This is a genomic window from Allofournierella sp. CML151, assembly GCF_027853465.1.
GTDB lineage: Bacteria > Bacillota > Clostridia > Oscillospirales > Ruminococcaceae > Allofournierella.
The window spans coordinates 89,295-112,749 of record NZ_JAPNNW010000004.1 but is presented as its reverse complement, the minus strand read 5'-3'; the positions used below and the strand labels follow the sequence as shown (position 1 = coordinate 112,749).

Annotated in this window: 24 protein-coding genes and 6 tRNA genes; 29 read left to right on the top strand and 1 reads right to left on the bottom strand. The window is 54.8% G+C overall.

The window, feature by feature from the left end:
• Positions 1–11: 11 nt before the first annotated feature.
• From PH256_RS04575 to thrC, 14 genes are all read left to right on the top strand, one after another.
• On the top strand, positions 12–854 hold the full coding sequence (locus PH256_RS04575) for a transketolase (protein ID WP_270913165.1): 843 nt from the start codon (positions 12–14) through the stop codon (positions 852–854).
• A gap of 5 nt (positions 855–859) precedes the next feature.
• Entirely contained in the window at positions 860–1,807 is a 948-nt protein-coding gene (locus tag PH256_RS04570) for a transketolase family protein (protein WP_087183987.1), read from the top strand.
• Between the two features lie 166 nt (positions 1,808–1,973).
• Positions 1,974–2,345 (top strand): ComEA family DNA-binding protein, encoded by a 372-nt coding sequence (locus tag PH256_RS04565; RefSeq protein WP_087183988.1) that lies wholly within the window; start codon positions 1,974–1,976, stop codon positions 2,343–2,345.
• 6 nt (positions 2,346–2,351) lie between these two features.
• Entirely contained in the window at positions 2,352–4,490 is a 2,139-nt protein-coding gene (gene ppk1, locus PH256_RS04560) for a polyphosphate kinase 1 (protein ID WP_270913241.1), read from the top strand.
• A gap of 140 nt (positions 4,491–4,630) precedes the next feature.
• Positions 4,631–5,458 (top strand): M23 family metallopeptidase, encoded by an 828-nt coding sequence (locus PH256_RS04555; RefSeq protein WP_270913164.1) that lies wholly within the window; start codon positions 4,631–4,633, stop codon positions 5,456–5,458.
• Entirely contained in the window at positions 5,455–5,871 is a 417-nt protein-coding gene (locus PH256_RS04550) for a peptidase (RefSeq protein WP_270913163.1), read from the top strand. Before PH256_RS04555 ends, PH256_RS04550 begins: the two co-directional genes overlap by 4 nt.
• A gap of 57 nt (positions 5,872–5,928) precedes the next feature.
• Positions 5,929–7,800: a TIGR03960 family B12-binding radical SAM protein gene (locus PH256_RS04545; protein ID WP_270913162.1), complete on the top strand. Its 1,872-nt coding sequence runs from the start codon at positions 5,929–5,931 to the stop codon at positions 7,798–7,800.
• Positions 7,772–8,416: a TIGR03936 family radical SAM-associated protein gene (locus PH256_RS04540; RefSeq protein ID WP_270913160.1), complete on the top strand. Its 645-nt coding sequence runs from the start codon at positions 7,772–7,774 to the stop codon at positions 8,414–8,416. Before PH256_RS04545 ends, PH256_RS04540 begins: the two co-directional genes overlap by 29 nt.
• A 159-nt stretch (positions 8,417–8,575) precedes the next feature.
• Positions 8,576–8,917, top strand: coding sequence for a 50S ribosomal protein L19 (rplS, locus tag PH256_RS04535; protein WP_058962954.1), 342 nt, complete (start codon positions 8,576–8,578; stop codon positions 8,915–8,917).
• A gap of 98 nt (positions 8,918–9,015) precedes the next feature.
• Positions 9,016–9,555, top strand: coding sequence for a signal peptidase I (gene lepB, locus PH256_RS04530; protein ID WP_270913159.1), 540 nt, complete (start codon positions 9,016–9,018; stop codon positions 9,553–9,555).
• On the top strand, positions 9,552–10,460 hold the full coding sequence (ylqF, locus tag PH256_RS04525; RefSeq protein ID WP_087183994.1) for a ribosome biogenesis GTPase YlqF: 909 nt from the start codon (positions 9,552–9,554) through the stop codon (positions 10,458–10,460). Before lepB ends, ylqF begins: the two co-directional genes overlap by 4 nt.
• Complete coding sequence (gene rnhB / locus PH256_RS04520; RefSeq protein WP_087183995.1) at positions 10,457–11,059, top strand: ribonuclease HII; 603 nt, start codon at positions 10,457–10,459, stop codon at positions 11,057–11,059. The genes ylqF and rnhB overlap by 4 nt, the downstream gene beginning before the upstream one ends.
• A gap of 56 nt (positions 11,060–11,115) precedes the next feature.
• The gene (locus PH256_RS04515) at positions 11,116–11,421 is read left to right on the top strand and encodes a YraN family protein (RefSeq protein ID WP_442866647.1); all 306 of its coding nucleotides are present in this window, start codon (positions 11,116–11,118) and stop codon (positions 11,419–11,421) included.
• Between the two features lie 37 nt (positions 11,422–11,458).
• Positions 11,459–12,925 (top strand): threonine synthase, encoded by a 1,467-nt coding sequence (gene thrC, locus PH256_RS04510; protein WP_270913157.1) that lies wholly within the window; start codon positions 11,459–11,461, stop codon positions 12,923–12,925.
• A 74-nt stretch (positions 12,926–12,999) separates the two neighbouring features.
• Here thrC and PH256_RS04505 read toward each other — a convergent pair whose 3' ends face one another.
• Positions 13,000–13,158: a DUF1540 domain-containing protein gene (locus PH256_RS04505; protein WP_087181463.1), complete on the bottom strand. Its 159-nt coding sequence runs from the start codon at positions 13,156–13,158 to the stop codon at positions 13,000–13,002.
• Positions 13,159–13,220: 62 nt separating this feature from the next.
• Between PH256_RS04505 and PH256_RS04500 the strand changes: the two genes are divergently transcribed.
• The 15 genes from PH256_RS04500 (at position 13,221) to PH256_RS04430 (ending at position 23,440) form a co-directional block, all read left to right on the top strand.
• The gene (locus tag PH256_RS04500; protein ID WP_087183998.1) at positions 13,221–13,901 is read left to right on the top strand and encodes a metallophosphoesterase; all 681 of its coding nucleotides are present in this window, start codon (positions 13,221–13,223) and stop codon (positions 13,899–13,901) included.
• A 68-nt stretch (positions 13,902–13,969) separates the two neighbouring features.
• The gene (gene tig, locus PH256_RS04495) at positions 13,970–15,268 is read left to right on the top strand and encodes a trigger factor (RefSeq protein ID WP_270913155.1); all 1,299 of its coding nucleotides are present in this window, start codon (positions 13,970–13,972) and stop codon (positions 15,266–15,268) included.
• Positions 15,269–15,386: 118 nt separating this feature from the next.
• Positions 15,387–15,971 (top strand): ATP-dependent Clp protease proteolytic subunit, encoded by a 585-nt coding sequence (locus PH256_RS04490; RefSeq protein WP_058962962.1) that lies wholly within the window; start codon positions 15,387–15,389, stop codon positions 15,969–15,971.
• Between the two features lie 15 nt (positions 15,972–15,986).
• A complete protein-coding gene (gene clpX, locus PH256_RS04485; RefSeq protein WP_087184000.1) occupies positions 15,987–17,312 on the top strand; it encodes an ATP-dependent Clp protease ATP-binding subunit ClpX in 1,326 nt (441 codons plus the stop codon).
• 176 nt (positions 17,313–17,488) lie between these two features.
• Positions 17,489–19,930 carry an endopeptidase La gene (gene lon / locus PH256_RS04480; RefSeq protein ID WP_270913154.1) on the top strand — a complete coding sequence of 814 codons (2,442 nt, stop codon included), beginning with the start codon at positions 17,489–17,491 and terminating at the stop codon, positions 19,928–19,930.
• An 18-nt stretch (positions 19,931–19,948) separates the two neighbouring features.
• Positions 19,949–20,554: a ribosome biogenesis GTP-binding protein YihA/YsxC gene (gene yihA, locus PH256_RS04475; protein WP_087184036.1), complete on the top strand. Its 606-nt coding sequence runs from the start codon at positions 19,949–19,951 to the stop codon at positions 20,552–20,554.
• Positions 20,544–21,305, top strand: coding sequence for a class I SAM-dependent DNA methyltransferase (locus PH256_RS04470; protein WP_270913153.1), 762 nt, complete (start codon positions 20,544–20,546; stop codon positions 21,303–21,305). Before yihA ends, PH256_RS04470 begins: the two co-directional genes overlap by 11 nt.
• A 2-nt stretch (positions 21,306–21,307) precedes the next feature.
• Entirely contained in the window at positions 21,308–22,177 is an 870-nt protein-coding gene (hslO, locus tag PH256_RS04465; RefSeq protein ID WP_270913152.1) for an Hsp33 family molecular chaperone HslO, read from the top strand.
• 179 nt (positions 22,178–22,356) lie between these two features.
• A tRNA-Gly gene (locus PH256_RS04460) sits at positions 22,357–22,432 on the top strand.
• A gap of 4 nt (positions 22,433–22,436) precedes the next feature.
• Positions 22,437–22,512 (top strand) — tRNA-Val (locus tag PH256_RS04455).
• Between the two features lie 3 nt (positions 22,513–22,515).
• A tRNA-Asp gene (locus PH256_RS04450) sits at positions 22,516–22,592 on the top strand.
• A gap of 5 nt (positions 22,593–22,597) precedes the next feature.
• Positions 22,598–22,673, top strand: a tRNA-Phe gene (locus tag PH256_RS04445).
• Positions 22,674–22,680: 7 nt separating this feature from the next.
• Positions 22,681–22,756 (top strand) — tRNA-Gly (locus tag PH256_RS04440).
• Between the two features lie 7 nt (positions 22,757–22,763).
• Positions 22,764–22,838: transfer RNA gene (locus PH256_RS04435), tRNA-Cys, on the top strand.
• 113 nt (positions 22,839–22,951) lie between these two features.
• Positions 22,952–23,440: a deoxycytidylate deaminase gene (locus PH256_RS04430; RefSeq protein WP_087184004.1), complete on the top strand. Its 489-nt coding sequence runs from the start codon at positions 22,952–22,954 to the stop codon at positions 23,438–23,440.
• Positions 23,441–23,455 lie beyond the last annotated feature (15 nt).

Here is a 23,455-nt window from a genome sequence, read left to right as displayed (position 1 = left end):
GGAGGAACAGCATGGACAAACAAACGATGAACCACCTGAAGCGTATGGCGAATCAGGTGCGGCAGGACGTTCTGAGCGAGGTGTACAGCGCCGCTTCCGGCCATCCGGGCGGATCTCTGTCGGTGGCCGATACTCTGACCTATCTCTACGAGGTACAGATGCGGGTGGACCCCCAGAATCCTTCCTGGGAGGGACGTGACCGTCTGGTGCTCTCCAAGGGACATACCTGCCCCGCGCTTTACGCGGTTCTGGCACAGAAGGGCTTCTTTGACCGGGAGGAGCTGAAGAAGTTCCGCCACCTGGGCGCGATGCTTCAGGGTCATCCGGATATGAAGGGTACCCCCGGTGTGGATATGAGCACCGGCAGCCTGGGCCAGGGCATCTCTGCCGCTGTGGGTATGGCGCTGGCTGCCAAGACCCAGGGCGCTGACTGGCGTGTGTTCGCGGTTCTGGGCGATGGCGAGCTGCAGGAAGGCCAGGTTTGGGAGGCTGCCATGTTCGCAGCACACCATAAGCTGGATAACCTGATTGCTGTGGTGGATAACAACGGCCTGCAGATCGACGGCAATGTGAGCGACGTTTGCTCGGTGTACCCCATTGACGAGAAGTTCCGTGCCTTTGGCTGGGAAGTATTTACTGCAGACGGCCACGATTTCGAGAGCCTGGATGCGGCGTTCAGCGCGGCGCGTCAGGTAAAGGGTAAGCCCTGTGTGATCGTGCAGAAGTCGGTAAAGGGCAAGGGCGTGTCCTTTATGGAGAACCAGGCTGGCTGGCACGGCAAGGCCCCCAATCAGCAGCAGTATGAACAGGCTATGGAAGAGCTGCGCGCCGCGGCGGCCGAACTGGAGGTATAAGAACGATGATGCAGACAAAACCGATCGCTACCCGTGAGAGCTATGGCCGCACCCTGGCACAGCTGGGCGCAGAAAACAACAAGGTCGTTGTCCTGGATGCGGACCTGGCGGAATCCACCAAAACCTGCATGTTCCAGGAAAAATTCCCCGAGCGTCATTTTGATTGCGGCATTGCCGAGGCCAACATGGTTTCCATTGCTGCTGGTCTGGCTGCCGCCGGGATGATCCCCTTCGTATCCAGCTTCGCCATGTTCGCCACCGGTCGTGCATATGAGCAGATCCGCAACTCGGTGGGTTATCCTCATCTGAATGTGAAGATCTGTGCCAGCCATGCAGGCATTTCTGTGGGCGAGGATGGTGCGACTCACCAGTGTGTGGAGGATATCGCCCTGATGCGCGGTATTCCCGGCATGGTTGTGGTGAACCCCGCTGACGATACCGAGGCCAGCCAGGCAGTTCGTGCTTTGGCCGAGTACAAAGGCCCCGCTTACCTGCGTCTGGGCCGCCTGGCAGTTCCTGTGATCAATGATCCGGAAAGCTACCACTTCGAGCTGGGCCGTGCAGTCACCCTGCGCGAGGGCAAGGATGCAACGGTCATTGCCACCGGTCTGATGGTTGCCCGCGCTCTGGAAGCCGCGGAGCAGCTGGCTCAGGAAGGCATTCAGGTACGCGTGGTAAACATGCACACCATCAAGCCTCTGGATGTGGAGGCTGTGGTAAGCGCCGCGAAGGAAACCGGCTGCATTGTGACCGCTGAAGAGCACAGTGTAATTGGCGGCCTGTACAGCGCGGTTTGTGAGGCTATGGTGGGTGCGGGTGTTTCCTGCCCGGTTTCTCCCGTTGCAGTTATGGACGCGTTCGGCCAGTCCGGCCCTGCCAATGACCTCCTGGAATACTACGGCCTCACCGCTGAGGCGATTGCCCAGAAGGTACGTGAGCGTCTGGCGCACTAATCGCTATTCGCAATTTGTTATCTCCCGTTCTGATGGAATATCGGAACGGGAGATTTTTGTATATCTTTACAAACAATGGCAGGGATTTGTGATATAATAGAAAAAAGACCGTGTTTGGCAAAAAACGATTAAGGAACGCGGCCAAACGAAGAAGGTGCGGCACGGAATGATAGGGGATCGGGCCACCGGAAAGGTGCTTCTGAGCTGTGCGGCGGCGCTCCTGTTTTTGCTGGCGGGAGCAGTCGGGTTCAGTGTGCCATTTTGGCAGCCGGGTTATCGGGCCGTTGCTTCGGAAGAATTCGATGTACAGCGGATGATGCTGGTGGATCTGAATTCCGCTGGGCTGGAGGAGTTGTGTTCGCTTCCCGGTATCGGAGAGAAAAAGGCACAGGCAATCCTGGACTACCGGGAGGAGCATGGTCCGTTTTCCCGTATAGATGAGCTGGATCAGGTCGACGGCATATCTGCAAAGAGCATCGAGGCCTGGCGTTCAAGGCTTTACATCGAAGCGGATGAGATGCAAAAAGAGGAGAGATAGATCGTGATGACAGAGAACAACATCTACATCAACCGTGAGCTCAGCTGGCTTGACTTCAACAAGCGTGTACTGGCTCTGAGCAAGGATAAAACGGTTCCACTGGCAGAGCAGATGAAATTTGCGGCGATTTACGGCAGTAATCTGGATGAGTTTTTCATGGTGCGTGTTGGTTCGCTGTATGACCGGACCCTGCTGAAAAACGAAATTACTGAAAATAAAACCAATATGACGGCTGCCCAGCAGCTGGCGGCTATCATGCCCAAAACTGCTCTGCTGCAGGATCAGTGCGATAAGTACGTGACCAAGCTTCGGGATAATCTGGCGCAGATCGGCTACCGGAAGATTGATTTTGAAAATCTGGAAAAGGAAGACGAGAAGTTCTGGAAGAAATATTTCCAGAGCGAGCTGTTCCCGGTACTGTCTCCCCAGATCATCGATCACCGGCATCCGTTCCCGTTCCTGCGCAACCAGGAAATTTACCTGTGCGCTACCCTGAAAGCAAAGGGAGATGCAAACCTGTCCTTCGGTTTGATTCCCATCGGCAATCAGTTTGAGCGGGTTCTGTACCTGAAAAAGGACGATGCGGTGTACTACGGCTTGGTGGAGGAGCTGATTTACCACTATGCCGAGCTGGTTTTCCCAATTCTGCAGAAGAAGTGCCTGTTCCGGGTAACCCGCAACGCGGATATCGATGTGAAGGAAGGCATGTTCGATCAGGACATCGACTACCGTCAGGTTATGAGTGAGCTGCTGAAAAAACGGCGTAAGCTGGCGGCGGTACGCATCCAGTTCTGGAATCAGCCCCCGCAGGAAGTGAAGAACTACCTGTGCGAAAAGCTGGTGCTGCCCGCACAGCAGTGCTTCAACCAGAGCAGTCCCCTGGACCTTTCCTATTGCTTCAAGCTCACTGCCCGGCTGCAGAATGAGGGCCACAGCGAGCTGTTCTATGCACCGGCCAAGCCGATGCAGGCCCCCCATGGCTATAAGCTGAGCGAGGCGGTACAGAAGAACGATGTGCTGATTGCATATCCGTACCAGAGTATGCGTCCCTTCATCAAGATGCTGATGGCGGCGGCGTTTGACCCGGAGGTCATCTCCATCAAGATGACTCTGTATCGCATGGCACGAGATTCTCAGATCGTGCAGGCCCTGATTGCAGCTGCGGAAAACGGCAAAGAGGTGGTAGCGGTCGTAGAGCTGCGCGCCCGCTTTGATGAGCAGAATAACATCGACTGGTCCAAACAGCTGGAAGAGGCTGGCTGCACCGTGTTGTATGGTTTGGATGACTACAAGGTTCACTCCAAGCTGACCCTGATCACTCGCCGCACCAAGGATGGTTACCGCTACACCACCCAGATCGGCACCGGCAACTACAACGAAAAGACCAGTGAGCAGTATACTGATCTTTCCTACGTGACTACCCGCACGGAGATTGGCGAGGAGGCTGCTGCTGTATTTAATAATCTGGCGGTGGAGCGGCTGACCAGCAACACCAAGTATCTGCTGGTAGCGCCTCTTTGCTTCAAGAGCGTTCTGCTGGAGGAAATGGATCGGGAGATTCAGAAGGCCAAAGAGGGCAAGCCCGCCCGCATTATCCTGAAGAATAACTCGGTCAGCGATAAAAACGTGATCGAAAAGCTGTCGGAAGCTTCCTGTGCGGGTGTCTCGGTGGACATGATCGTGCGCGGCATCTGCTGCGTAACCGCCGGGGTGCCCGGCCGCACGGAGAATCTGCGGATTCGGAGCATCGTGGGCCGGTATTTGGAGCATTCCCGCATCTACTGCTTCGGTGATGGCGACGATATGCGGATCTACATCGCCTCCGGTGACTTCCTCACCCGCAACACCGAACGCCGTGTGGAGGTTGGCCTGAAGGTGCCGGATCGTGCATTGGCCAATAAGCTGCGCCAGATTCTGGAGCTGCAGCTGAGCGATAATGTGAACGCCCGGGAGATGAAGCCGGACGGTAGCTATTCCAAGGTGAAGGCGGAGCCGGGTGCGCCCCGTGTAGACAGCCAGATGGCTTTGTACGATGCCTTCCGGGATGGCTTTGTACTGCCGGAATCTCCGGCGGCTCCGGCACCCGCCCCGAAGCCCAGCCTGCTTGATAAAATCACCGGTTTGCTTCGCTTCAAGAAAAAGTAAAGAATCGATATTTGATTCCCCCTGTCCGGGCAATTGTGCTCCGGGCAGGGGTTTTTTTGCGGAAAAGGACTATTCCGCCAGCAAAAGGAATAGAAATGCAGTGGCGCGTTTGTGAACAGCCGTAAAAAGGAGGAATACCCATGTGGAATGTGGAAACAAGTGAGACGATAACACCACCTGTGTTTGCCAGCCGACAGGAAATGGAACAGCTGCTGTGCCCACCGCCGGTTCGTCAGCAGAATCCGGAACGGAAAAATCCGGTGCTTTCACTGCAGATTTTAATCTGCGGACTGATCCTGCTTTGCGTTGTGTGCATCCGCTCGGTATCGCCGCAGCTTTATGAATCCTTTCAGGATGGCTACCGCCAGCTGCGGTATCAGGGAATTGCCCTGTCCGGTGAGGAGAAACTGGTGAAGTTTGCAAGCGCGGCGGTTCGTGATCTGGGCGTACAGGCGGCGGAGAAGATCAACCAGCTTTCCGGGGAAAGCACATTGGCTTTGGGATATGGTGCAGGTGGATGGAGCCGCCGGGCGGCGCCGGAAGGCAGTTCTCTGGAAGCGCTGAAGCCGGAAAACGCACTCTCGTTGCCCATTCGGGGCTATACGATTACCTCCGGTTACGGCTGGCGCAGCGATCCTTTTACCGGGAAAACGGATTTTCATACCGGGATTGATCTGGCGGTCGCAGAGGGAACAGCCATCCATCCGGCCTGGAGCGGTATTGTGCAGAGAAGTGCATGGAATTCTTCCTACGGAAATTATGTACAGGTCCTTCATGAAAATGGTTTGGTTACCCGATATTGCCATATGCAGTATATTTTTGTGCGGCAGGGGCAACGGGTGACTCTGGACGATGTGCTGGGTACTGTGGGCCAGACCGGGGCTGCCACCGGTCCGCATCTGCATTTTGAGCTCTTTTGTAATGATGTGCGCTACGATCCCACAAAGGCATTGGAGGCGGGTGCATGATTCGATTGCGGCAGCCGGAGGTGCTGCTGCTGGGATTGTGGTTTGGGCTGATGCACGATCCTTTGGGTATTTTGCGAATCAGCCTTTTGTGTTCACTGCTTCACGAGAGCGGGCACATTGCAGCCTGGGTTGTTTTTACCGGAACACTGCCGGTGTTGGAGCTTTCGCCCGGCGAAATTGGGTTGTGCCTGGGGAACGCCCGGCTTTCTCCCTGTAAGGAAGGAGTCCTGGCTGCTGCCGGTCCGTCGATCAATCTGATTGCAGCCGGAGCGGCGTATCTGTGGATGCAGCAAAGCGCCAGCTACTGGGGATGGTTCTTTCTGGGAACAAACCTTCTGGTGGGCGGTTTTAACCTGCTGCCGGTGGGCCCGCTGGACGGCAAACGCATCTGGAACAATTTCTTTGGCGGATAAATTGCATTTCCGGCGCAAATCGGTTAAAATGAACTGTAACATTCAAATTGCAAAGGAATGAAGCAAGTGTTTGATCCGAAATTGAAGGAGGCCCTGGCACGGGTGCAGAAGCCCGGCCGCTATACCGGCGGCGAGCCCGGGTGCATTATAAAAAACAAAGAGGATGTGGACCTTCGGTTTGCATTCTGCTTCCCGGACACCTACGAGGTGGGCATGTCCTTTCTGGGCATGAAGATTCTGTATGAGCTGCTGAACGAGCACCCCAACTGGTGGTGCGAGCGTGCCTTCATGCCCTGGCTGGACATGAAGCAGGAGATGGAGCGGCTGCATATTCCCACCTATGCGCTGGAGAGCAAGGACCCCCTGACAGCGTTTGACATTGTGGGCTTTACTCTGCAGTATGAGCTGTCCTACACCAATATTCTGGCCATGCTGGATCTGGCGGGCATTCCCTTGTACAGCAAGGACCGGAACGAAAGCTGGCCCCTGATAGTGGCCGGTGGCCCCTGTGTATGCAACGCGGAGCCCATTGCCGACTTCATCGATATGATGATGCTGGGCGAGGGTGAGCTGCAGCTGCCCGAGGTGTGTGCCACTGTGGAGCAGGCCAAGAAGGAAGGCATCAGCAAAAAGGAGCTGCTGCGCCGTCTGGCCAAGATTGAAGGCTGTTATGTACCTTCCTTCTACGATGTGACCTACAAGGAAGATGGCCGCATTCAGGCCATCACCCCCAATGAAGAATGTGCCCCGGCGGTGATCCACAAGGCGATCATCAAGGACATGAACACCCAGAAGCTGCCCACCAACTTTGTGGTGCCCATGGTGGGTGCAGTGCACGACCGCGCCCAGATCGAGGTGCTGCGTGGCTGCGTGCGTGGTTGCCGTTTCTGCCAGGCAGGCTTCATCTACCGGCCCATGCGCCAGCGGGATGCTCAGCTGCTGAATCGCGCCGCGCAGGATCTGTGTGCCAATACTGGTTATGAGGAAATCAGCCTGACCAGCCTGTCCACCTCGGACCACAGCCAGCTGGAGACCTTGCTGGACGATATGGCCCCTTGGACTGAAAAGGAGCATGTGAGCATTTCGCTGCCCTCGCTGCGCATCGACAACTTCACCGAGAGCTTGATTGAAAAAACCACCAAGGTGCGCAAGAGCGGCCTGACCTTTGCTCCGGAAGCAGGTACCCAGCGTCTGCGGGATGTAATCAACAAGAACATCACTTGGGACGAGATCGAGAAAACCTGCACCCTGGCCTTCAATGCAGGCTACACCTCGGTGAAGCTGTACTTCATGATGGGTCTGCCCACCGAAACCCTGGAGGACATTGAGGGCATTGCAAAAACTGCTCAGCAGATCGTGGAGCTGTACTACGCCAACCCCAACAAGCCCAAGGGCCGTGGTGTACAGGTGACCATCAGCTGCGCCTGTTTCGTGCCCAAGCCGCACACTCCCTTCCAGTTTGTTCCCCAGGATACCGAACAGATGCTGCGGGAAAAGCAGCAGCATTTGCTGCATAGCGTTCACAGCAAAAAGATTCACGTGAACTACCACGACAGCAAGACCAGCTTCCTGGAGGCTGTGTTTGCCAAGGGCGACCGACGTCTGGCTCCGGTGATTGAAGCTGCTTACCGCAAGGGCTGCTTCTTCGACGGTTGGGATGAGTGCTTCCAGTACGATACCTGGTTGGAGACCTTCCGGGAATTCAATATGGATACCGCTTTCTATGCCAACCGGTTCATCGAACTGGACGAGCTTACCCCCTGGAGTCATCTGGATTACGGTGTAAGCCACGAGTTCCTGGTGCGGGAATACAAGAAAGCCACCATGGCGCAGACCACGCAGCCCTGCAACCGGGTATGCAGTGCCTGCGGAGCAAATAAACTGTTGGGAGGTGCCTGCTTTGACTACAGTAAGGATCTGGTTCACTAAGACAGGGGAGGCATCTTACATTTCGCTGTTGGACCTGCAGCGCGTCATGCAGCGCTCCATCAAGCGCAGCGGCATTCCGGTGTGGTACACCATGGGCTTTAATCCCCACATCTATATGACCTTTGCCAACCCGCTGCCCCTGGGCCAGGAGAGTCTGGTGGAAAGCGTGGATGTGAAAACCGAGCTGGAGCCGGTTTCTCTGGAGGACTGGCGGCAGGCGCTGGACCGGGTGATGCCTCTGGGCATCAAGGTGACCCGCGTCACACTGCCTCAGTACAAGGCAGAAAAGATCAGCTTTGCGCGGTATCTGCTGCGCATGCCGCTGAATGCTCAGGCCAGTGTGGATGCCTACAACCAGCTGGAGAGCGCGGTGATTCAGAAAAAGACCAAGCGCGGCCACAAGGAAATCGATCTGAAGCAGGCGCTGCCCCGCATCGAGACCGAGCAGAAAGAAAACGAGCTGCAGGCAGAACTGCTTCTGACCGCAGGCGAGGGGAACAACTTGAACCCCTCGCTCTGGCTGAATTTCATGCAGGAGCATTGCGGACTCAACCCCACCGACGTTTCGGTGCTGCGCACCGCGCTTTTACTGGAAGATCAGACGGATTTTCGATAAAAAAGCCTTGCAAAACCCAAAAGGCTGTGATATGATATTTAGGCGTTAGTGTTCGCTGGCTCCAACCAGCGGGGTTAATGTATATCATTAAAACAGGCGGTCCTCTGCTGTGCGGCCATTGCACGGGTACGAACGTCGATAAAAATGGAGGATTTTACAATGGACGCAATGAAGATTATCACCGAGGGCATGATCAAAGAGAACCAGCCCAAGTTCGAAGTCGGCGACACCGTTCGCGTGTCCGTTCGCATCAAGGAAGGCGAGCGTGAGCGTATCCAGGCCTTCGAGGGCACTGTGATCGCCAAGAAGCATGGCGGCGTGGCTGAGACCTTTACCGTTCGCCGTTCTTCCTACGGTGTTGGCGTGGAGCGCGTGTTCCCCGTGAACTCTCCCTTCGTTGAGAAGGTTGAGGTTGTTCGCTGCGGTAAGGTTCGCCGTGCGAAGTTGTTCTACCTGCGTAGCCGCACTGGTAAGGCTGCCAAGGTTAAGGAGCAGATCTGATAATCGACAAAAAAGGGGCAATTTATATTGCCCCTTTTTTCGTTATATGGTAAAATGTGAAATACGTTCTGTAAATCCCTGGAAAGAGGATGTACCCAATGGAAGAAAAACGTTTCCGCAAAAATGTGGACTTGCTGGACTGGTACGACGCGCTGGTATTTGCGTTGGCTGCCCTGGTCCTGATCTTTGCGTTCTGCGCCCGGATTGTGGTGGTGGATGGCCATTCCATGGAACCCACCCTGCATGAGCAGGACCGCCTGCTGGTGCAGAGTACCTTTTATAAACCCCAGCGGGGGGATGTGGTCGTGGTGGATGGCTACATCAATTACGGTAAGCCGCTGGTCAAGCGTGTGATCGCCATGGGCGGTGATACGGTAGATATCGACGCGGAGCAGGGTATCGTGTATGTGAACGGCGAAGCCCTGGACGAGCCCTATACCGCCGAGCCCACCTATACTGAAGGCAACATTGGCTTCCCGCTGACGGTGCCGGAGGGCCAGCTGTTTTTGATGGGTGATAACCGGCAGCACTCCACCGACAGCCGCTTTGTGAGCGTGGGTCTGATCGATGAACGGGATATCCTGGGCAAGGTGCTGTGGCGCATCTTCCCGCTGAACGCATTTGGGAGGATCAAATGAGCAATGATATGATCAATCGCCGCAACATCCAGTGGTTCCCTGGCCACATGATGAAGACCCTGCGGCTGATGGAAGCGAATATCAAGAATGTGGACGCGGTTCTGCAGTTGCTGGATGCCCGCATCCCCATGAGCAGCCTGAACCCGGAAATTCAGCGGATCACCGAGCAGAAGCCTCGCCTGTATGTGATGAACAAGGCGGATCTGGCGGACCCGGCTCTGACAAATGCCTGGGTGAAGTATTTCCGGGCTTCCGGCGCCGGATGTGTGGCCATTAGTGCCAAACAGAAGGGCAGTGCTGCGCAGGTGCGTACCGCCATTGAAAAAGAGCTGGAGGACCTGATTGCCCGCCGGGCCATCAAGGGTATGGGCGGTGCCCGTATCCGGGTTATGGTAGTGGGCATCCCCAACGTGGGCAAGTCCACCTTTATCAATAACTTTGCGGGCCAGGTACGTGCCAAGGCGGCAGACCGCCCGGGTGTGACCCGCGGCAAGCAGTGGGTTACCGTGGGCAACTATGACCTGTTGGATATGCCCGGTGTGCTGTGGAAGAAGTTTGACAGTCTGGAGACTGCCACCAACCTGGCGTTCATCGGCTCCATCAAGGACGATATTTTGGACATTGAAGAGTTGGCCATGGGCCTGCTCAGCCAGATGCAGAAAATTTATCCGGAGAAGCTGGCAGAGCGCTACAAACTCAGTGAGGAGCAGCTGCAGCTGGGTCCCTGGGAACTGCTGGAGGCCATCGGCCGCAAGCGCGGTATGCTGATCAGTGGCGGCGAGGTAAACACCGAGCGGGCGGCGATTATGCTGGTGGATGAGTTCCGTGCCAGCAAATGGGGCCGCATTACTCTGGAAAAGCCTTATCAGATGGAGCAGACCCAGGAGCAAGAGGTGCAGGAATGAACGCGTTGTATGAATTCGACGAGCAGCTCCGCCGGGAAAAAGGTGTGTTCTGCGGTGTGGATGAGGCAGGCCGCGGCCCTCTGTGCGGTCCGGTCTGCTGTGCGGCTGTCATTCTGGACCCGGAGAACCCGATTGAGGGGATTAATGACTCCAAAAAGCTCAGCGAAAAAAAGCGCGAACAGCTGTTTGATGTGATCCGGGAAAAGGCGCTGGCTTACAGCATCGTGATGGTGGACCCTGCGGTGATTGATGAGAAAAACATCCTGTGGGCTACCATGGATGGCATGCGTCAGGCGGTGGAGCAGCTTTCCATCCGGCCGGACTATGTCTTGGTGGACGGCAACCGGGTACCGCCGGAACTTTCGGTTCCGGCAGGGGCTCAGGTAAAGGGTGATGCCACCAGTGCGAGCATTGGCGCAGCTTCTATTCTAGCCAAGGTCAGCCGGGACCGGTTCATGCTGGAGCTGGACCGGCAGTATCCTCAGTATCAGCTGGCAAAGCACAAGGGATACCCCACCAAGCTGCATTATGAGTTGATTCAGCAGTACGGCATCCAGCCCTTTTACCGCCGGTCTTTCCTGAAGAAGCTGGGGTACTAAGGGTGAATGCTCAGGAGACGGGCCGGCGTGGAGAAGCCGCTGCCGCCCGCTATTACATGAACCGCGGCTATAAGCTGCTGGAGCACAACTACAAAACCCGCCAGGGCGAACTGGACCTGGTGTTGCAAAAGGGTGAGCTTGTAGTTATCGCGGAAGTAAAGACCCGCGCGGAAAATGCCTGGTACCGGCCGCAGGACGCGGTGACCCGGGCGAAGCAGCAGCGAATTCTGCTGGCTGCACAATCTTACCTGCAAACCAACGGATTGCTGGAAAAAACAATCCGGTTTGATGTGGTGGAGGCACTGACTCTGCCCCAGGGTGGTTTTGCGATACACTGCATTCAGGACGCGTTTCAAGCGTAGGGCTGCAGATCCACAGAAAAGAAAGGGGACAACTACCATGCAATTTTTCAGTACACGGAACGCAGGCAGCCGGGTGTCGGCGGCTCAGGCCATCGTTCAGGGCCTTTCCTCCGAGGGCGGCCTTTTTGTACCGGAATCCTTCCCTCAGGCGGATCTGAAAACTGCCTGTGAAAAAGCCAGTTATGCAGAACTGGCAGCCTATGTACTTGGGCTTGTCCTCCCTGGTTATCCTCAGGAATTTGTGGCGGAAGCCACAGAGAAGACCTATGGTGAGGCTTTTCAGGGCAAAGCCGGATATCTGCGTCCGGTAAACAAGGATCTGTATTCTCTGGAGCTCTGGCACGGGCCCACCTGCGCCTTTAAGGATTATGCGCTGCAAATCATGCCGAAGCTTCTGGTCAAAGGCAAGGAGCTTTTGGGGCGCAGTGAACTGACCTATATTCTGGTGGCCACTTCCGGAGATACGGGCAAGGCTGCCCTGGCCGGGTATCAGGATGTTCCCGGCGTGAAAATTGCGGTGTTCTATCCCTCTCACGGCACCAGCCAGGTGCAGCGCCTGCAGATGACTACGCAGCAAGGCGATAATGTGGCGGTGTATGCGGTGAAAGGCAACTTCGACGATGCGCAGACCGGTGTGAAAAAGGTCTTTGCGGATCAGGAGCTGGGCCGTCAGCTGGCCGAGCAGAATGTGTGCCTGTCCAGCGCAAACTCCATCAACTGGGGCCGTCTGGCTCCTCAGATCGTATACTACTTTGCTGCTTACCGGCAGCTGCTGGAGCAGGGCCGTATTCAGATGGGTGACGCGGTGGATTTCTGCGTGCCCACCGGGAACTTTGGTGATATCCTGGCGGGCTATTATGCCAAGCGGATGGGCCTGCCTGTAGGCCGGCTTGTCTGCGCGTCCAACCGGAACAATGTGCTTACTGAGTTTCTGAAGACCGGTCATTATGATGCCCGCCGCACCTTCTATCGGACCACCTCGCCCTCCATGGACATTCTGGTCTCCTCCAACCTGGAGCGCCTGCTGTATCATATGTGTGAGGACACCGAAAAGGTGAGCGGATGGATGGAAGAGCTGCGTACGCAGGGCCACTATCAGGTGGATGCACAGTGCCTGGAGAAGATTCAGGAGATCTTCTCTGCGGGCTGCACGGATGACGAGCAGGCAGCTGAAGAGATCAGCGCCATGTTCCAGGGCAATCAGTATCTGTGCGATCCTCACACGGCGGTGGCTTTCCGCGTGGCGCAGGAATACAAGAACGAAACTTCTTCTGGTGCGCCTATGGTGGTATTATCCACTGCGAGCCCCTTCAAGTTCCCCGGCGATGTGCTGAAGGCTTTGGGACAGCCGGTGCCGGAGGATGAGTTTGAGGCGATGCGGCAGCTGGCCGCACATACAAATGTCCCCGCGCCGCAGGCGCTTGCTTCGCTGCAGGGACAGCCGGAACGCTTTGATCGGGAGATCGAACCGGAACAGATCCGCGAGATCGCAAAAATCCTGTAAAAAAGCAGCAGTGCCGCTTCGCGTATTTGCCGAAGCAGCACTGCTGTTTCCCGGAGCGGAGAAACTGCTTTTAATTAGATCTCCGCAAAGGTATCACATTTGGTTTTGCCCGGGTCGTCGGAGCAACGGTTCACATGAATCGAATCGGCGGTGCAGCAGCACGAGCCGTCGTTGTGGACGCAGTTGCGCACATCACAGCAGACTCCCCGAATGACAGGTTCTTTGTGTTCCATTTTCAAAACCTCCTTTGTGAGGTTATTGTTTGCCGGATCGACTGGAATATGAGGAGAAATATATGGCAATTTACACGATCGGGGATCTGCATCTTTCGCTGGGATGCGAAAAACCCATGGATATTTTCCCGGGCTGGCAGGGCTACATGGAAAAACTGGAGCACCACTGGAACACTCTGGTGCGGCCGGAGGACACCGTTGTGCTGGCGGGCGATACCAGCTGGGCCATGAAGCTGGAGGATACCGTTGCAGATTTTTCCTTTTTGCAGCGACTGCCCGGACAGAAGCTGCTTTTGAAAGGCAACCATGATTACTGGTGGACGACGGTCAAAAAAATGGAGCGTTTTTTGCAGGAAAAAGGCTTTGACAGCCTGCACATTCTGCACAACAATTCCATTCTGACCGAGGGCCTAGCCGTATGCGGTACTCGCAGCTGGATGTTCGATGTGGGGGAACCTCATGACGAAAAGGTGATGAACCGGGAGCTGGGCCGGCTGCGCGCCAGCCTGGAGGCGGCGCCGGAAGGTGCCGAACGGGTGGCCTTCCTGCATTACCCCCCGGTATATCCCAACGCCAATGCTCAGCAGGTGATTGACCTGCTGAAGGAATACAATGTAAAACGCTGTTTTTACGGCCATCTGCATGGAAATGCAATCCGCTTTGCGGTGCAGGGAATGGTGGATGGAATCGAATATCGACTGATTTCAGCGGATGCACTGGCATTTTGCCCATATAAAATTTAACGAAAGTATGGAAATTCCATGCACAGCATGGTATAATAAATTGAATTTCTTTGTATGGAGGAAATAAAATGAATCTCGTAAAAAGTGAAAAGCTCGAAAAGAGCATGCATGAGTTACAGTTTTCGGTGGATGCCGAGGCTTTTAAGGCTGCCATTGACAAGGCGTTCAAGCGCGAAGGCAAGAAGTACAATGTGCCTGGTTTCCGCAAGGGCCACGCTCCCCGCGCTGTGATCGAGAAGATGTATGGCGCTGATATCTTCCACTACGATGCCATCAACGATCTGTTCCCCGAGGCTTTTGAGGCTGCGGTGAAGGAAGCCGGCATCGAGCCTGTGGGCCGCCCCGAGGCTGACGTTGTTTCCCAGAGCCTGGAGGACGGCGTTGTGCTGAAGGTGGTTGTGGCTGTGAAGCCCGAGATCAAGCTGGGCCAGTACACCGGTTTAAAGGCCACCAAGAAGGTCAATACTGTTGAGGACGCTGATGTGGATGCCGAGCTGGCTCGCATGCAGGACCGCAACGGCCGCATCGTTACCCGTGACGGCAAGGCCGAGAACGGCGATACCGCCGACATCGACTTCGAGGGCTTTGTGGATGGCGTCGCCTTTGAGGGCGGCAAGGCCGAGCACTACAGCCTGGTTCTGGGCTCTGGCAGCTTCATCCCCGGTTTCGAGGAGCAGGTTGTTGGCCACGCTGCCGGCGAGGAGTTCGATGTGAACGTGACCTTCCCCGAGGAGTACCAGGCCAAGGAGCTGGCTGGCAAGGCTGCTGTCTTCAAGATCAAGCTGCATGAGGTAAAGACCAAGGAGCTGCCCCTGCTGGACGACGAGTTCGCCAAGGACGTGAGCGAGTTCGATACCCTGGATGAGCTGAAGGCCAACATCCGTAAGGGCATGGAGGAGCAGAACGAGAAGCAGGCTGCTCTGGCCGTTGAGAACGATCTGGTTGACCAGGTGATCGGCACCATCGAGGGTGACATCCCCGAGGTAATGTACGAGAACCGCATGGACGAGATGGTTCGTGATTTCGAGTACCGTTTGGCTCAGCAGGGTCTGAAGCTGGATATGTACCTGCAGTACATGGGTCAGACCATGGACAGCTTCCGTGCTTCCTTCAAGGAGCAGGCTGAGAAGCAGGTTAAGATCCGCCTGGCTCTGGAGGCTGTTGCTGCTGCTGAGAACATCACCGCCAGCGACGAGGAGTACGAGAACGAGATGCAGCGCATTGCCGATCAGTACAAGATGGAGATCGACAAGGTGAAGTCTCTGGTCAACGCCGACGAAGTGAAGAAGGATCTGGCTGTGAACAAGGCCATCGACTTCATCAAGGAGAAGGCTGAGATCACCGAGGAGAAGGTTACCAAGGAGTAATTCCTTCGGAGCTCTTCCTCTTACATAAGCGGAATCAATTTGACCGATACGCGCAATGTGACTGCTCGTATCGGTCATTTTGCAGGCGCTTAATTTTATCAACAGGAGGCGACGAATCATGAGTTTGGTTCCTTACGTCATTGAACAAACCGCTCGAGGAGAGCGTTCTTACGACATTTTTTCCCGTTTGCTGAACGACCGCATCATCATGCTGTGCGATGAGGTGAACGACACCACCGCCAGTCTGGTTGTGGCTCAGCTGTTGTATCTGGAAGGCCAGGATCCGGACAAAGATATCAGCCTGTACATCAACAGCCCCGGTGGCTCCATCAGTGCAGGTATGGCCATCCATGACACGATGAAATACATCAAGTGTGATGTTTCCACCATCTGCATGGGCATGGCTGCCTCCATGGGCGCGTTTTTGCTGGCCAGCGGCACCAAGGGCAAGCGTCTGGCTCTGCCCAACGCCGAGATTATGATCCACCAGCCGCTGATGAGTGGCCTGCAGGGTCAGACCACTGACATCAAGATCCATGCGGATCATCTGGTGCGTACCCGTGAACGCATGAATCGCATGCTCAGCGAGTACACCGGTCAGCCCTATGAGACCATCGTGGCGGACACCGAACGCGACAACTTCCTGTCTGCGCAGCAGGCTGCGGATTACGGCCTGATCGACGCAGTGATCACTCATCGATAAAGGAAAGCTGATTGTATGGCAAATATCAACTCCGGAAAAGATAAGGAAAAAACACTCCACTGCAGCTTCTGTGGCAAAAGCCAGGACGAAGTGGAGCGCATGATCATTGGTCCCGGCGTAAACATCTGCAACGAGTGCATCACCTTGTGCCACTCGCTGTTGGATGAGGAGGGGGTGCCGGAGCCGCCGCGTCAGCAGCAGCCGTCCGCGAAGCCCCGGAGCAATGCGAGCCGTCCGGCTGCCACGGAATCCATCAATATTCTGACTCCTGCCGAGATCAAGGCGGGCCTGGATCAGTATGTAATTGGCCAGGATGACGCCAAGCGTGTGCTGGCAGTTTCGGTTTACAACCATTACAAACGGATCCTCAGTGGTGACGATAAGGATGTGGAGCTGCAGAAGAGCAATGTTCTGCTGCTCGGTCCTTCCGGTGTGGGCAAAACCCTGCTGGCACAGACTCTGGCCAAGATGCTGGGCGTTCCGTTTGCAATCGCGGATGCTACCACTCTGACCGAAGCCGGTTATGTGGGCGAGGACGTGGAGAATATTCTCCTGAAGCTGATTCAGGCTGCGGATTTTGATATCCAGAAGGCCGAAATCGGCATCATTTACATCGACGAAATCGATAAAATCACCCGCAAAAGCGAAAATCCCTCCATTACCCGCGATGTGGGCGGCGAGGGCGTACAGCAGGCCCTGCTGAAAATCCTGGAAGGCACCGTGAGCAATGTTCCTCCCCAGGGTGGACGCAAGCATCCTCAGCAGGAGTTTATTCAGATTAATACCAAGAACATCCTGTTCATCTGCGGTGGTGCTTTTGATGGTCTGGAAAAGTACATCCAGCGCCGTACGGAGACTTCTGTTCTGGGCTTTGGCGGTCAGCTGAAGAGCAGTGAGGAGAAGGAACGGGAGGCCCTGCTGCGCAAGGTAGAGCCTCATGATCTGGTCAAGTTCGGTTTGATTCCCGAGCTGATCGGCCGTATCCCTGTGATCACGGTTCTGGAAGCACTGGATGAAGACGCTTTGGTCCGTGTGCTGAAGGAGCCCAAGAACAGCATTGTGAAGCAGTACCAGGCGCTGTTCAAGATGGACAACGTGGATCTGGACTTCACCGATGAGGCTCTGCGCATGGTGGCCCGCAAGACCATTGAGCGCAAGAGCGGTGCGCGCGGTCTGCGCAGTGTGATGGAGAATATGCTGATTCCCATCATGTACGAGATTCCCAGCGATCCCACCATTATCCGGGTGACCATCACCGAGGATACGGTGAACGGCGGTAAGCCGGAGCTGGAATACGGCGCGGTGCGCAAGCGTTATAAGAATAATATGCCGATCCTGTGATTGGCAGAAATGCCGAAAAGGGGCTCTCTGTTTGCAGAGGGCCCCTTTGATGCATTCATCCCAAGGCTGTTCACAGAGGATCACTTGAATTAACTCTACTTTTTGTGTATAATATAAAGTCAAATACACTATATTGATCCGTCTCCTTTTTAGGAGACAGCAGGAGGTTCCTGGATATGTCTGAGCGTGTGAAGATTAAAGTGGAGCACAATGTGGAACGCCTTCCCGCCATTGCGCTGCGCGGATTGGTGCTGTTTCCCAATAACGTTGTACATTTTGAAGTGGGCCGGGCCAAGAGCATTGCGGCCATCGAATGGGCCATGGCCAATAGCAGCCCGATCTTTTTGATCGCCCAGCGCGATATGGAAACGGAAGATCCTACCACGGACGACCTGTACCGGCATGGTGTGGTGGCGGAAATTAAGCAGATTCTGCGGGTGTCCGATGAGCTGGTGAAGGTACTGGTGGAGGGCAAAGAACGCGCCCGACTGCTGGCGGTGGAAAGCAATGACCAGATGCTGGTGGCTTCCATCAAGCCTGCACCGGTCCGAGGTATAAAGGCGGAAAAAAGCGTGGAGGCCGAAGCGCTGGTCCGCAGTCTGAAAGGCCTGTTTGAGGAATATCTCAGCTTGAACAGCCGCCTTTCCAAAGATGTAGTCTATAACATCGTTACTAATAATGATCCGGTATTTCTGAGCGAATATGTTCCGGCAAATCTGCTGTTCAAATATCAGGATAAGCAGGCTATTCTGGATGAGGGTACCCTGATGGGCCGTCTGCAGAAGCTGGTGGATTTGCTCAAGCGGGAGAACCAGGTTTTGGCCATTGAACAGGACATCCATGAGCGTGTGAATGACCAGATGGACAAAAATCAGCGGGACTACTACCTGCGGGAACAGATGCGGGTAATCGCCCAGGAGTTGGACGAAGATGAGGATACCCGCTTTGAAGCGGACCGTTATCGTCAGCAGATGGAGGCGTTGAACCTGCCGCAGGAAGCAGTGGAAAAGCTGGGCAAGGAGATCGACCGGTTGAGCCGTATGCCTGGCAACAGCCAGGAAGCGGCCGTGATTCGCACCTATCTGGATACCTGTCTGGGTCTGCCTTGGGGGCAGTACACGGTGGATGATCTGGATATCCGTCGGGCGGAAAATATCCTGAACAAGGAGCACTACGGTCTGAAAAAGGTCAAGGACCGTATTCTGGAGATTCTGGCCGTGCGGAAGCTGAATCCGGAGCTGAAAGGACAGATCATCTGTCTGGTCGGCCCTCCGGGTGTGGGTAAGACCTCCATTGCCCGCTCTATTGCCACCTGCATCGGACGCAAATATGCCCGAATGAGCTTGGGCGGCGTGCGGGATGAAGCGGAAATCCGTGGCCACAGAAGAACCTATATCGGTGCTATGCCCGGTAAGATCATCAGTGCCATCAACACAGCCAAGAGCATGAACCCGCTTTTGCTGCTGGATGAGATCGACAAGCTGGCAAGTGATTTCCGGGGTGATCCTGCCGCAGCTCTGCTGGAGGCTCTGGACCCGGAGCAGAACAAGACCTTCCGCGATCACTATCTGGATATTCCCTTTGACCTGAGCCAGGTGTTGTTTATTACCACGGCCAATAATTTGGACACTATCCCGGCACCGCTTCTGGACCGTATGGATGTGATCGAGCTGCCCAGCTATACCCGGGTAGAAAAGTTTAACATTGCCAAGCGCCATCTGCTGCCTAAGCAGTTGAAAAGCAACGGGATGGAGGGTATGGTCACCATTACCAACAGCGGTTTGTACGGTCTGATCGATGGCTATACCCGCGAGGCAGGTGTGCGCCGGCTGGAACGCCGGATCGCAGAGGTTCTGCGCAAATGCGCCCGGCAGCTTGCCAGCGGCGACGCGGAAAAGATCTCTATTGGTGCTGCCGATTTGGAGGCGCTTTTGGGCCCCCGTCGTGTAAAGCCGGATTTCTACAACCGGACCAATGCAGTGGGCATCGCCAACGGTCTGGCCTGGACCAGTGTGGGAGGAGAGATTCTTCCCATTGAGGTGCTGGTCATTCCGGACGGAAGCGGAAAAATTGAGCTGACCGGTTCTTTGGGCGATGTGATGAAGGAAAGTGCCAAGCTGGCGGTAAGCTATGTGCGGGTCCACGGTGCGGAATATCACATCGATTCGGCGGTTCTCAAGAATGCGGATATCCATATTCACGCGCCGGAAGGTGCGGTTCCCAAGGATGGCCCCTCCGCTGGTGTCACTCTTACCACTGCGCTGGTATCCTGCCTGTCCGGAATGCCGGTGCGGGCGGATGTGGCGATGACCGGAGAGATCACTCTTCATGGTAATGTGTTGCCCATCGGTGGTCTGAAAGAAAAGAGCATGGCCGCGTACCGGGAAGGAATCAAGACGGTTCTGATTCCCAAAGATAATGTGAGCGATCTGTACGAAGTGGATGAGGAAGTAAAGAAAGCAGTGGAGTTCCTGCCCATGAGCGATCTGGGTCAGGTTTTGAAGGCTGCTCTGGTGTGGCCTAAGGCTGCGGAGAAAAAGAGCCGTTCCAAGAAGGCTGCTGCTCCCGTTGCGGCCGGTGAGCACAGCGGCCTGCTGGAAAATGTGGTACAGCAGTAAGGAGAGAATGTGCAAATGCTGAATTATAATAAGGCGGACTTTCAGGCGTCCTACGGTCTGTCCAGCCAGCTTCCGGACAGCGACCGACCGGAGTTTGTGTTTTCCGGCCGGTCCAATGTGGGCAAGTCCAGCCTGATCAACAAGCTGTGCAACCGGAAGAATCTGGCGAGAGTAAGTGCTACACCAGGCAAAACAGCTACCATCAATTTTTATACGGTGGATACTGCCTATTTTGTGGACCTGCCCGGATACGGCTACGCCAAGGTATCCAATGCGGACCGACGCCGCTGGGATGAACTGATTAACAGTTATTTCGATGCAGACCGTAACCGGATGCTGCTGGTACAACTGCTGGACAGCCGCCATATGCCTTCGGCGGATGATCTGCAGATGCTCGAATATCTGCAATACCGGCAGATTCCTTTTGTGGTAGCGCTGACCAAGGCGGATAAACTGAAGAAAAGTGAGATCGAGCCCACAAAGCAGCGTTTTGCAGAGCTTTGTGAAGGTTATGGTTGCAGTGCTGTTATCCTGACCAGCAGTGAGAAGGGAACTGGCATTCCGGAGCTGCAGGCTCTGTTCGAGCAATGCCTTCAGCAGGGGGAAGCAGTAGATGGCGTATAATGAGTTTGCCTACTTCTATGACGAGCTGAATGGTGCGGCGGATTATGATGCGCTGTACCTGTACGTGAAAAGCCAGCTGGAGAAGAATGGCATCCAGGATGGGATTGTAGTCGATCTGGGCTGCGGTACCGGCGAACTGACGCTGATGCTTACCCAGGCGGGTTATGATATGATCGGTGTGGACCAGTCGGAGGAGATGCTGGCTGTCTTACGGGAAAAAGCCGATGAGCTGGAGATTTCAGAGAGGCTGCTTCTTTTGCGGCAGGATATTCTGAATCTGGATCTATACGGAACCATTCGGGCAGCTATTTCCACCTTTGATACCTACAATCACATTGGCCCCAGAGAGAATTTTGAAAAGGCTATCGAAAAGGCTGCTTTTTTCATGGAAAAGGACGGTGTGTTTTTGTTTGACCTGAATACACCGTATAAGCACAGGGAAGTGCTGGCAGACAATGTATTCGACCTGGAGGGCCCGGATGCCACCTGCCGCTGGGAAAACCATTACGACGAAGCGGAGCAGACGGTGGATATCCGGATCGGCATTCATTATCTGGATACCGATGAGCGCTTTGAGGAGCATTTTAAGGAGTATACCTATCCGCTGGAATATGTGGAAGAGGTTCTCAAGCGCTATGGTTTCCGTATGGAAACAGTATGTGATGGAGAAACGTTTGCTCCCCTTACAGAGGAAAGCCAGCGCTATATCATCACGGCAATTAAAGAATATACACAGATGGAGAAACGATAATTATGGGAAATATGATTCGCGGCATTTCGGAAAATGGCGGCGTGATTTTCTGCGGGGTTGATTCTACAAATCTTGTCCGCACTATGGAACAGATTCACAAAACCAGCGCGGTGACCAGTGCAGCTCTGGGCCGTTTACTGACTGCAGCATCCATTATGGGCATCATGCTGAAAAACAGCAAAGACTCTATTACTCTGCGAGTAAATGGCGGTGGCCCGGCGGGTACTGTTCTGGCTGTGGCGGATGGTATGGGCTGCGTAAAAGGTTATGTGGAGCATCCCGTGGTGGAAATCCCTCTGCGCCCGGACGGAAAGCTGAACGTGGGCGGCGCTGTGGGCCGGGATGGTACCCTGAGCATTGTGCGTGACCTGGGGCTGAAAGAGCCCTATGTGGGTCAGATTCCTCTGGTATCCGGCGAAATTGCCGAGGATATCACCAGCTATTATGCGACCAGTGAGCAGATCCCCACGGTATGCGCGCTGGGCGTTCTGGTGGCGCCCGATCTGACCATTTCCTGTGCTGGTGGTTATCTGCTTCAGCTGCTGCCTGGTGCCACTGAGGAAGAGATCACCATGCTGGAAAAGAATATTGCCAATGTTCCCAGCGTGACCACTTTGCTGCAGCAGGGAAAGACTATGCAGGAGATCATGGAAATGGTCATGCAGGGATTTGATCCGCAGGTCTTGGATGAGTATGACGTGGAATACCGCTGTGACTGCACTGAGCAGCGTGTGGAGCGTGCACTGATCAGTATGGGCCGTGCCGAGCTGGAAAAGCTGGCGGCAGAGGAACCTGTGGTGGAAGTGAACTGTCAGTTCTGCGATAAGAAGTATCATGTGGATGTAAACAAGCTTTTGAAAAGCCTGGATTAATAACTGATTAAACAGCTTTTTACATTGCAGAATGCCCCGTCGAGGCTGCTTGAAACAGGCCCGGCGGGGCAAAATAAAAAAGAGAAAAATTTTTTCAAAAACCTGTTGACAAAAGGAAGAATCTGCGGTAAAATAAACAACGTCGCTGAGAGACAGCGGCACAAAAACCACATCGTTAAGCGGCTTTAGCTCATCTGGTAGAGCGCCACCTTGCCAAGGTGGAGGTAGCGAGTTCGAGCCTCGTAAGCCGCTCCAACGTGGAAGTTTAGCTCAGCTGGGAGAGCATCTGCCTTACAAGCAGAGGGTCACAGGTTCGAGCCCTGTAACTTCCACCATGTGGCCCGGTAGTTCAGTTGGTTAGAACGCTAGCCTGTCACGCTAGAGGTCGTGGGTTCGAGCCCCATCCGGGTCGCCAATTTTGCCTCTGTAGCTCAGTTGGTAGAGCAGGGGACTGAAAATCCCCGTGTCATTGGTTCGATTCCGATCGGAGGCACCATTTATAAGCGGCTTTAGCTCATCTGGTAGAGCGCCACCTTGCCAAGGTGGAGGTAGCGAGTTCGAGCCTCGTAAGCCGCTCCATTTTTTTGGTGCTGTGGCCAAGTGGTAAGGCAAAGGTCTGCAAAACCTTCATTCACCAGTTCAAATCTGGTCAGCACCTCCAGGAGATCCCGGTTGCAGTTGCAGCCGGGATTTTTTGTTGTCTTTAAACTGGTGGTCAGCTATGCTATAATACCACTAAACAATGAAACAATATAGATCGGGGAGGGGTTGCTAATGGAGCGCCGCGATAAAATCAATTACTACTTGGATCTTGCAGAGATTGTTCTGCAGCGAGGGACCTGCCTGCGCCGGAATTACGGTGCAGTGATCGTGAAAAACGACGAAGTGATTTCCACCGGTTATGTGGGAGCTCCCCGTGGAAGAAAGAACTGCACAGATCTGAATGTGTGTATCCGCCAGAAGCTGCAGATTCCTCGCGGAGAGCGGTACGAAATCTGCCGCAGTGTGCACGCAGAAGCGAATGCGATCATCAGCGCGCCCCGTGATAAGATGCTGGGCAGTCAGCTGTATCTGGTGGGCATCGATATGGCTACCAAGGATTATGTGCAGAACGCCAACAGCTGCTCCATGTGCAAGCGTATGATCATCAACGCAGGTATCGAACGGGTCTATATCCGCGACAGCAAGGACGAATATCGGGTGATCGAAGTGCAGGATTGGATTGATCAGGATGAATCCCTGGAAGGCGTATTCGGATATTAAGCAGAGAGGAAACAG

Excerpts from the sequence above, each read along its gene's own strand:
- lon (WP_270913154.1), top strand. The coding sequence starts at position 17,489 with ATGTCTGAGCGTGTGAAGATTAAAGTGGAGCACAATGTGGAACGCCTT.
- rnhB (WP_087183995.1), top strand. The coding sequence starts at position 10,457 with ATGAACGCGTTGTATGAATTCGACGAGCAGCTCCGCCGGGAAAAAGGT.
- rplS (WP_058962954.1), top strand. The coding sequence starts at position 8,576 with ATGGACGCAATGAAGATTATCACCGAGGGCATGATCAAAGAGAACCAG.
- PH256_RS04470 (WP_270913153.1), top strand. The coding sequence starts at position 20,544 with ATGGCGTATAATGAGTTTGCCTACTTCTATGACGAGCTGAATGGTGCG.
- PH256_RS04575 (WP_270913165.1), top strand. The coding sequence starts at position 12 with ATGGACAAACAAACGATGAACCACCTGAAGCGTATGGCGAATCAGGTG.
- PH256_RS04550 (WP_270913163.1), top strand. The coding sequence starts at position 5,455 with ATGATTCGATTGCGGCAGCCGGAGGTGCTGCTGCTGGGATTGTGGTTT.
- PH256_RS04430 (WP_087184004.1), top strand. The coding sequence starts at position 22,952 with ATGGAGCGCCGCGATAAAATCAATTACTACTTGGATCTTGCAGAGATT.
- ppk1 (WP_270913241.1), top strand. The coding sequence starts at position 2,352 with ATGACAGAGAACAACATCTACATCAACCGTGAGCTCAGCTGGCTTGAC.
- PH256_RS04515 (WP_442866647.1), top strand. The coding sequence starts at position 11,116 with ATGAACCGCGGCTATAAGCTGCTGGAGCACAACTACAAAACCCGCCAG.
- PH256_RS04570 (WP_087183987.1), top strand. The coding sequence starts at position 860 with ATGATGCAGACAAAACCGATCGCTACCCGTGAGAGCTATGGCCGCACC.
- lepB (WP_270913159.1), top strand. The coding sequence starts at position 9,016 with ATGGAAGAAAAACGTTTCCGCAAAAATGTGGACTTGCTGGACTGGTAC.
- PH256_RS04500 (WP_087183998.1), top strand. The coding sequence starts at position 13,221 with ATGGCAATTTACACGATCGGGGATCTGCATCTTTCGCTGGGATGCGAA.
- PH256_RS04490 (WP_058962962.1), top strand. The coding sequence starts at position 15,387 with ATGAGTTTGGTTCCTTACGTCATTGAACAAACCGCTCGAGGAGAGCGT.
- PH256_RS04555 (WP_270913164.1), top strand. The coding sequence starts at position 4,631 with ATGTGGAATGTGGAAACAAGTGAGACGATAACACCACCTGTGTTTGCC.
- ylqF (WP_087183994.1), top strand. The coding sequence starts at position 9,552 with ATGAGCAATGATATGATCAATCGCCGCAACATCCAGTGGTTCCCTGGC.
- thrC (WP_270913157.1), top strand. The coding sequence starts at position 11,459 with ATGCAATTTTTCAGTACACGGAACGCAGGCAGCCGGGTGTCGGCGGCT.
- hslO (WP_270913152.1), top strand. The coding sequence starts at position 21,308 with ATGGGAAATATGATTCGCGGCATTTCGGAAAATGGCGGCGTGATTTTC.
- tig (WP_270913155.1), top strand. The coding sequence starts at position 13,970 with ATGAATCTCGTAAAAAGTGAAAAGCTCGAAAAGAGCATGCATGAGTTA.
- clpX (WP_087184000.1), top strand. The coding sequence starts at position 15,987 with ATGGCAAATATCAACTCCGGAAAAGATAAGGAAAAAACACTCCACTGC.
- PH256_RS04505 (WP_087181463.1), bottom strand. The coding sequence starts at position 13,158 with ATGGAACACAAAGAACCTGTCATTCGGGGAGTCTGCTGTGATGTGCGC.
- PH256_RS04565 (WP_087183988.1), top strand. The coding sequence starts at position 1,974 with ATGATAGGGGATCGGGCCACCGGAAAGGTGCTTCTGAGCTGTGCGGCG.
- PH256_RS04545 (WP_270913162.1), top strand. The coding sequence starts at position 5,929 with ATGAAGCAAGTGTTTGATCCGAAATTGAAGGAGGCCCTGGCACGGGTG.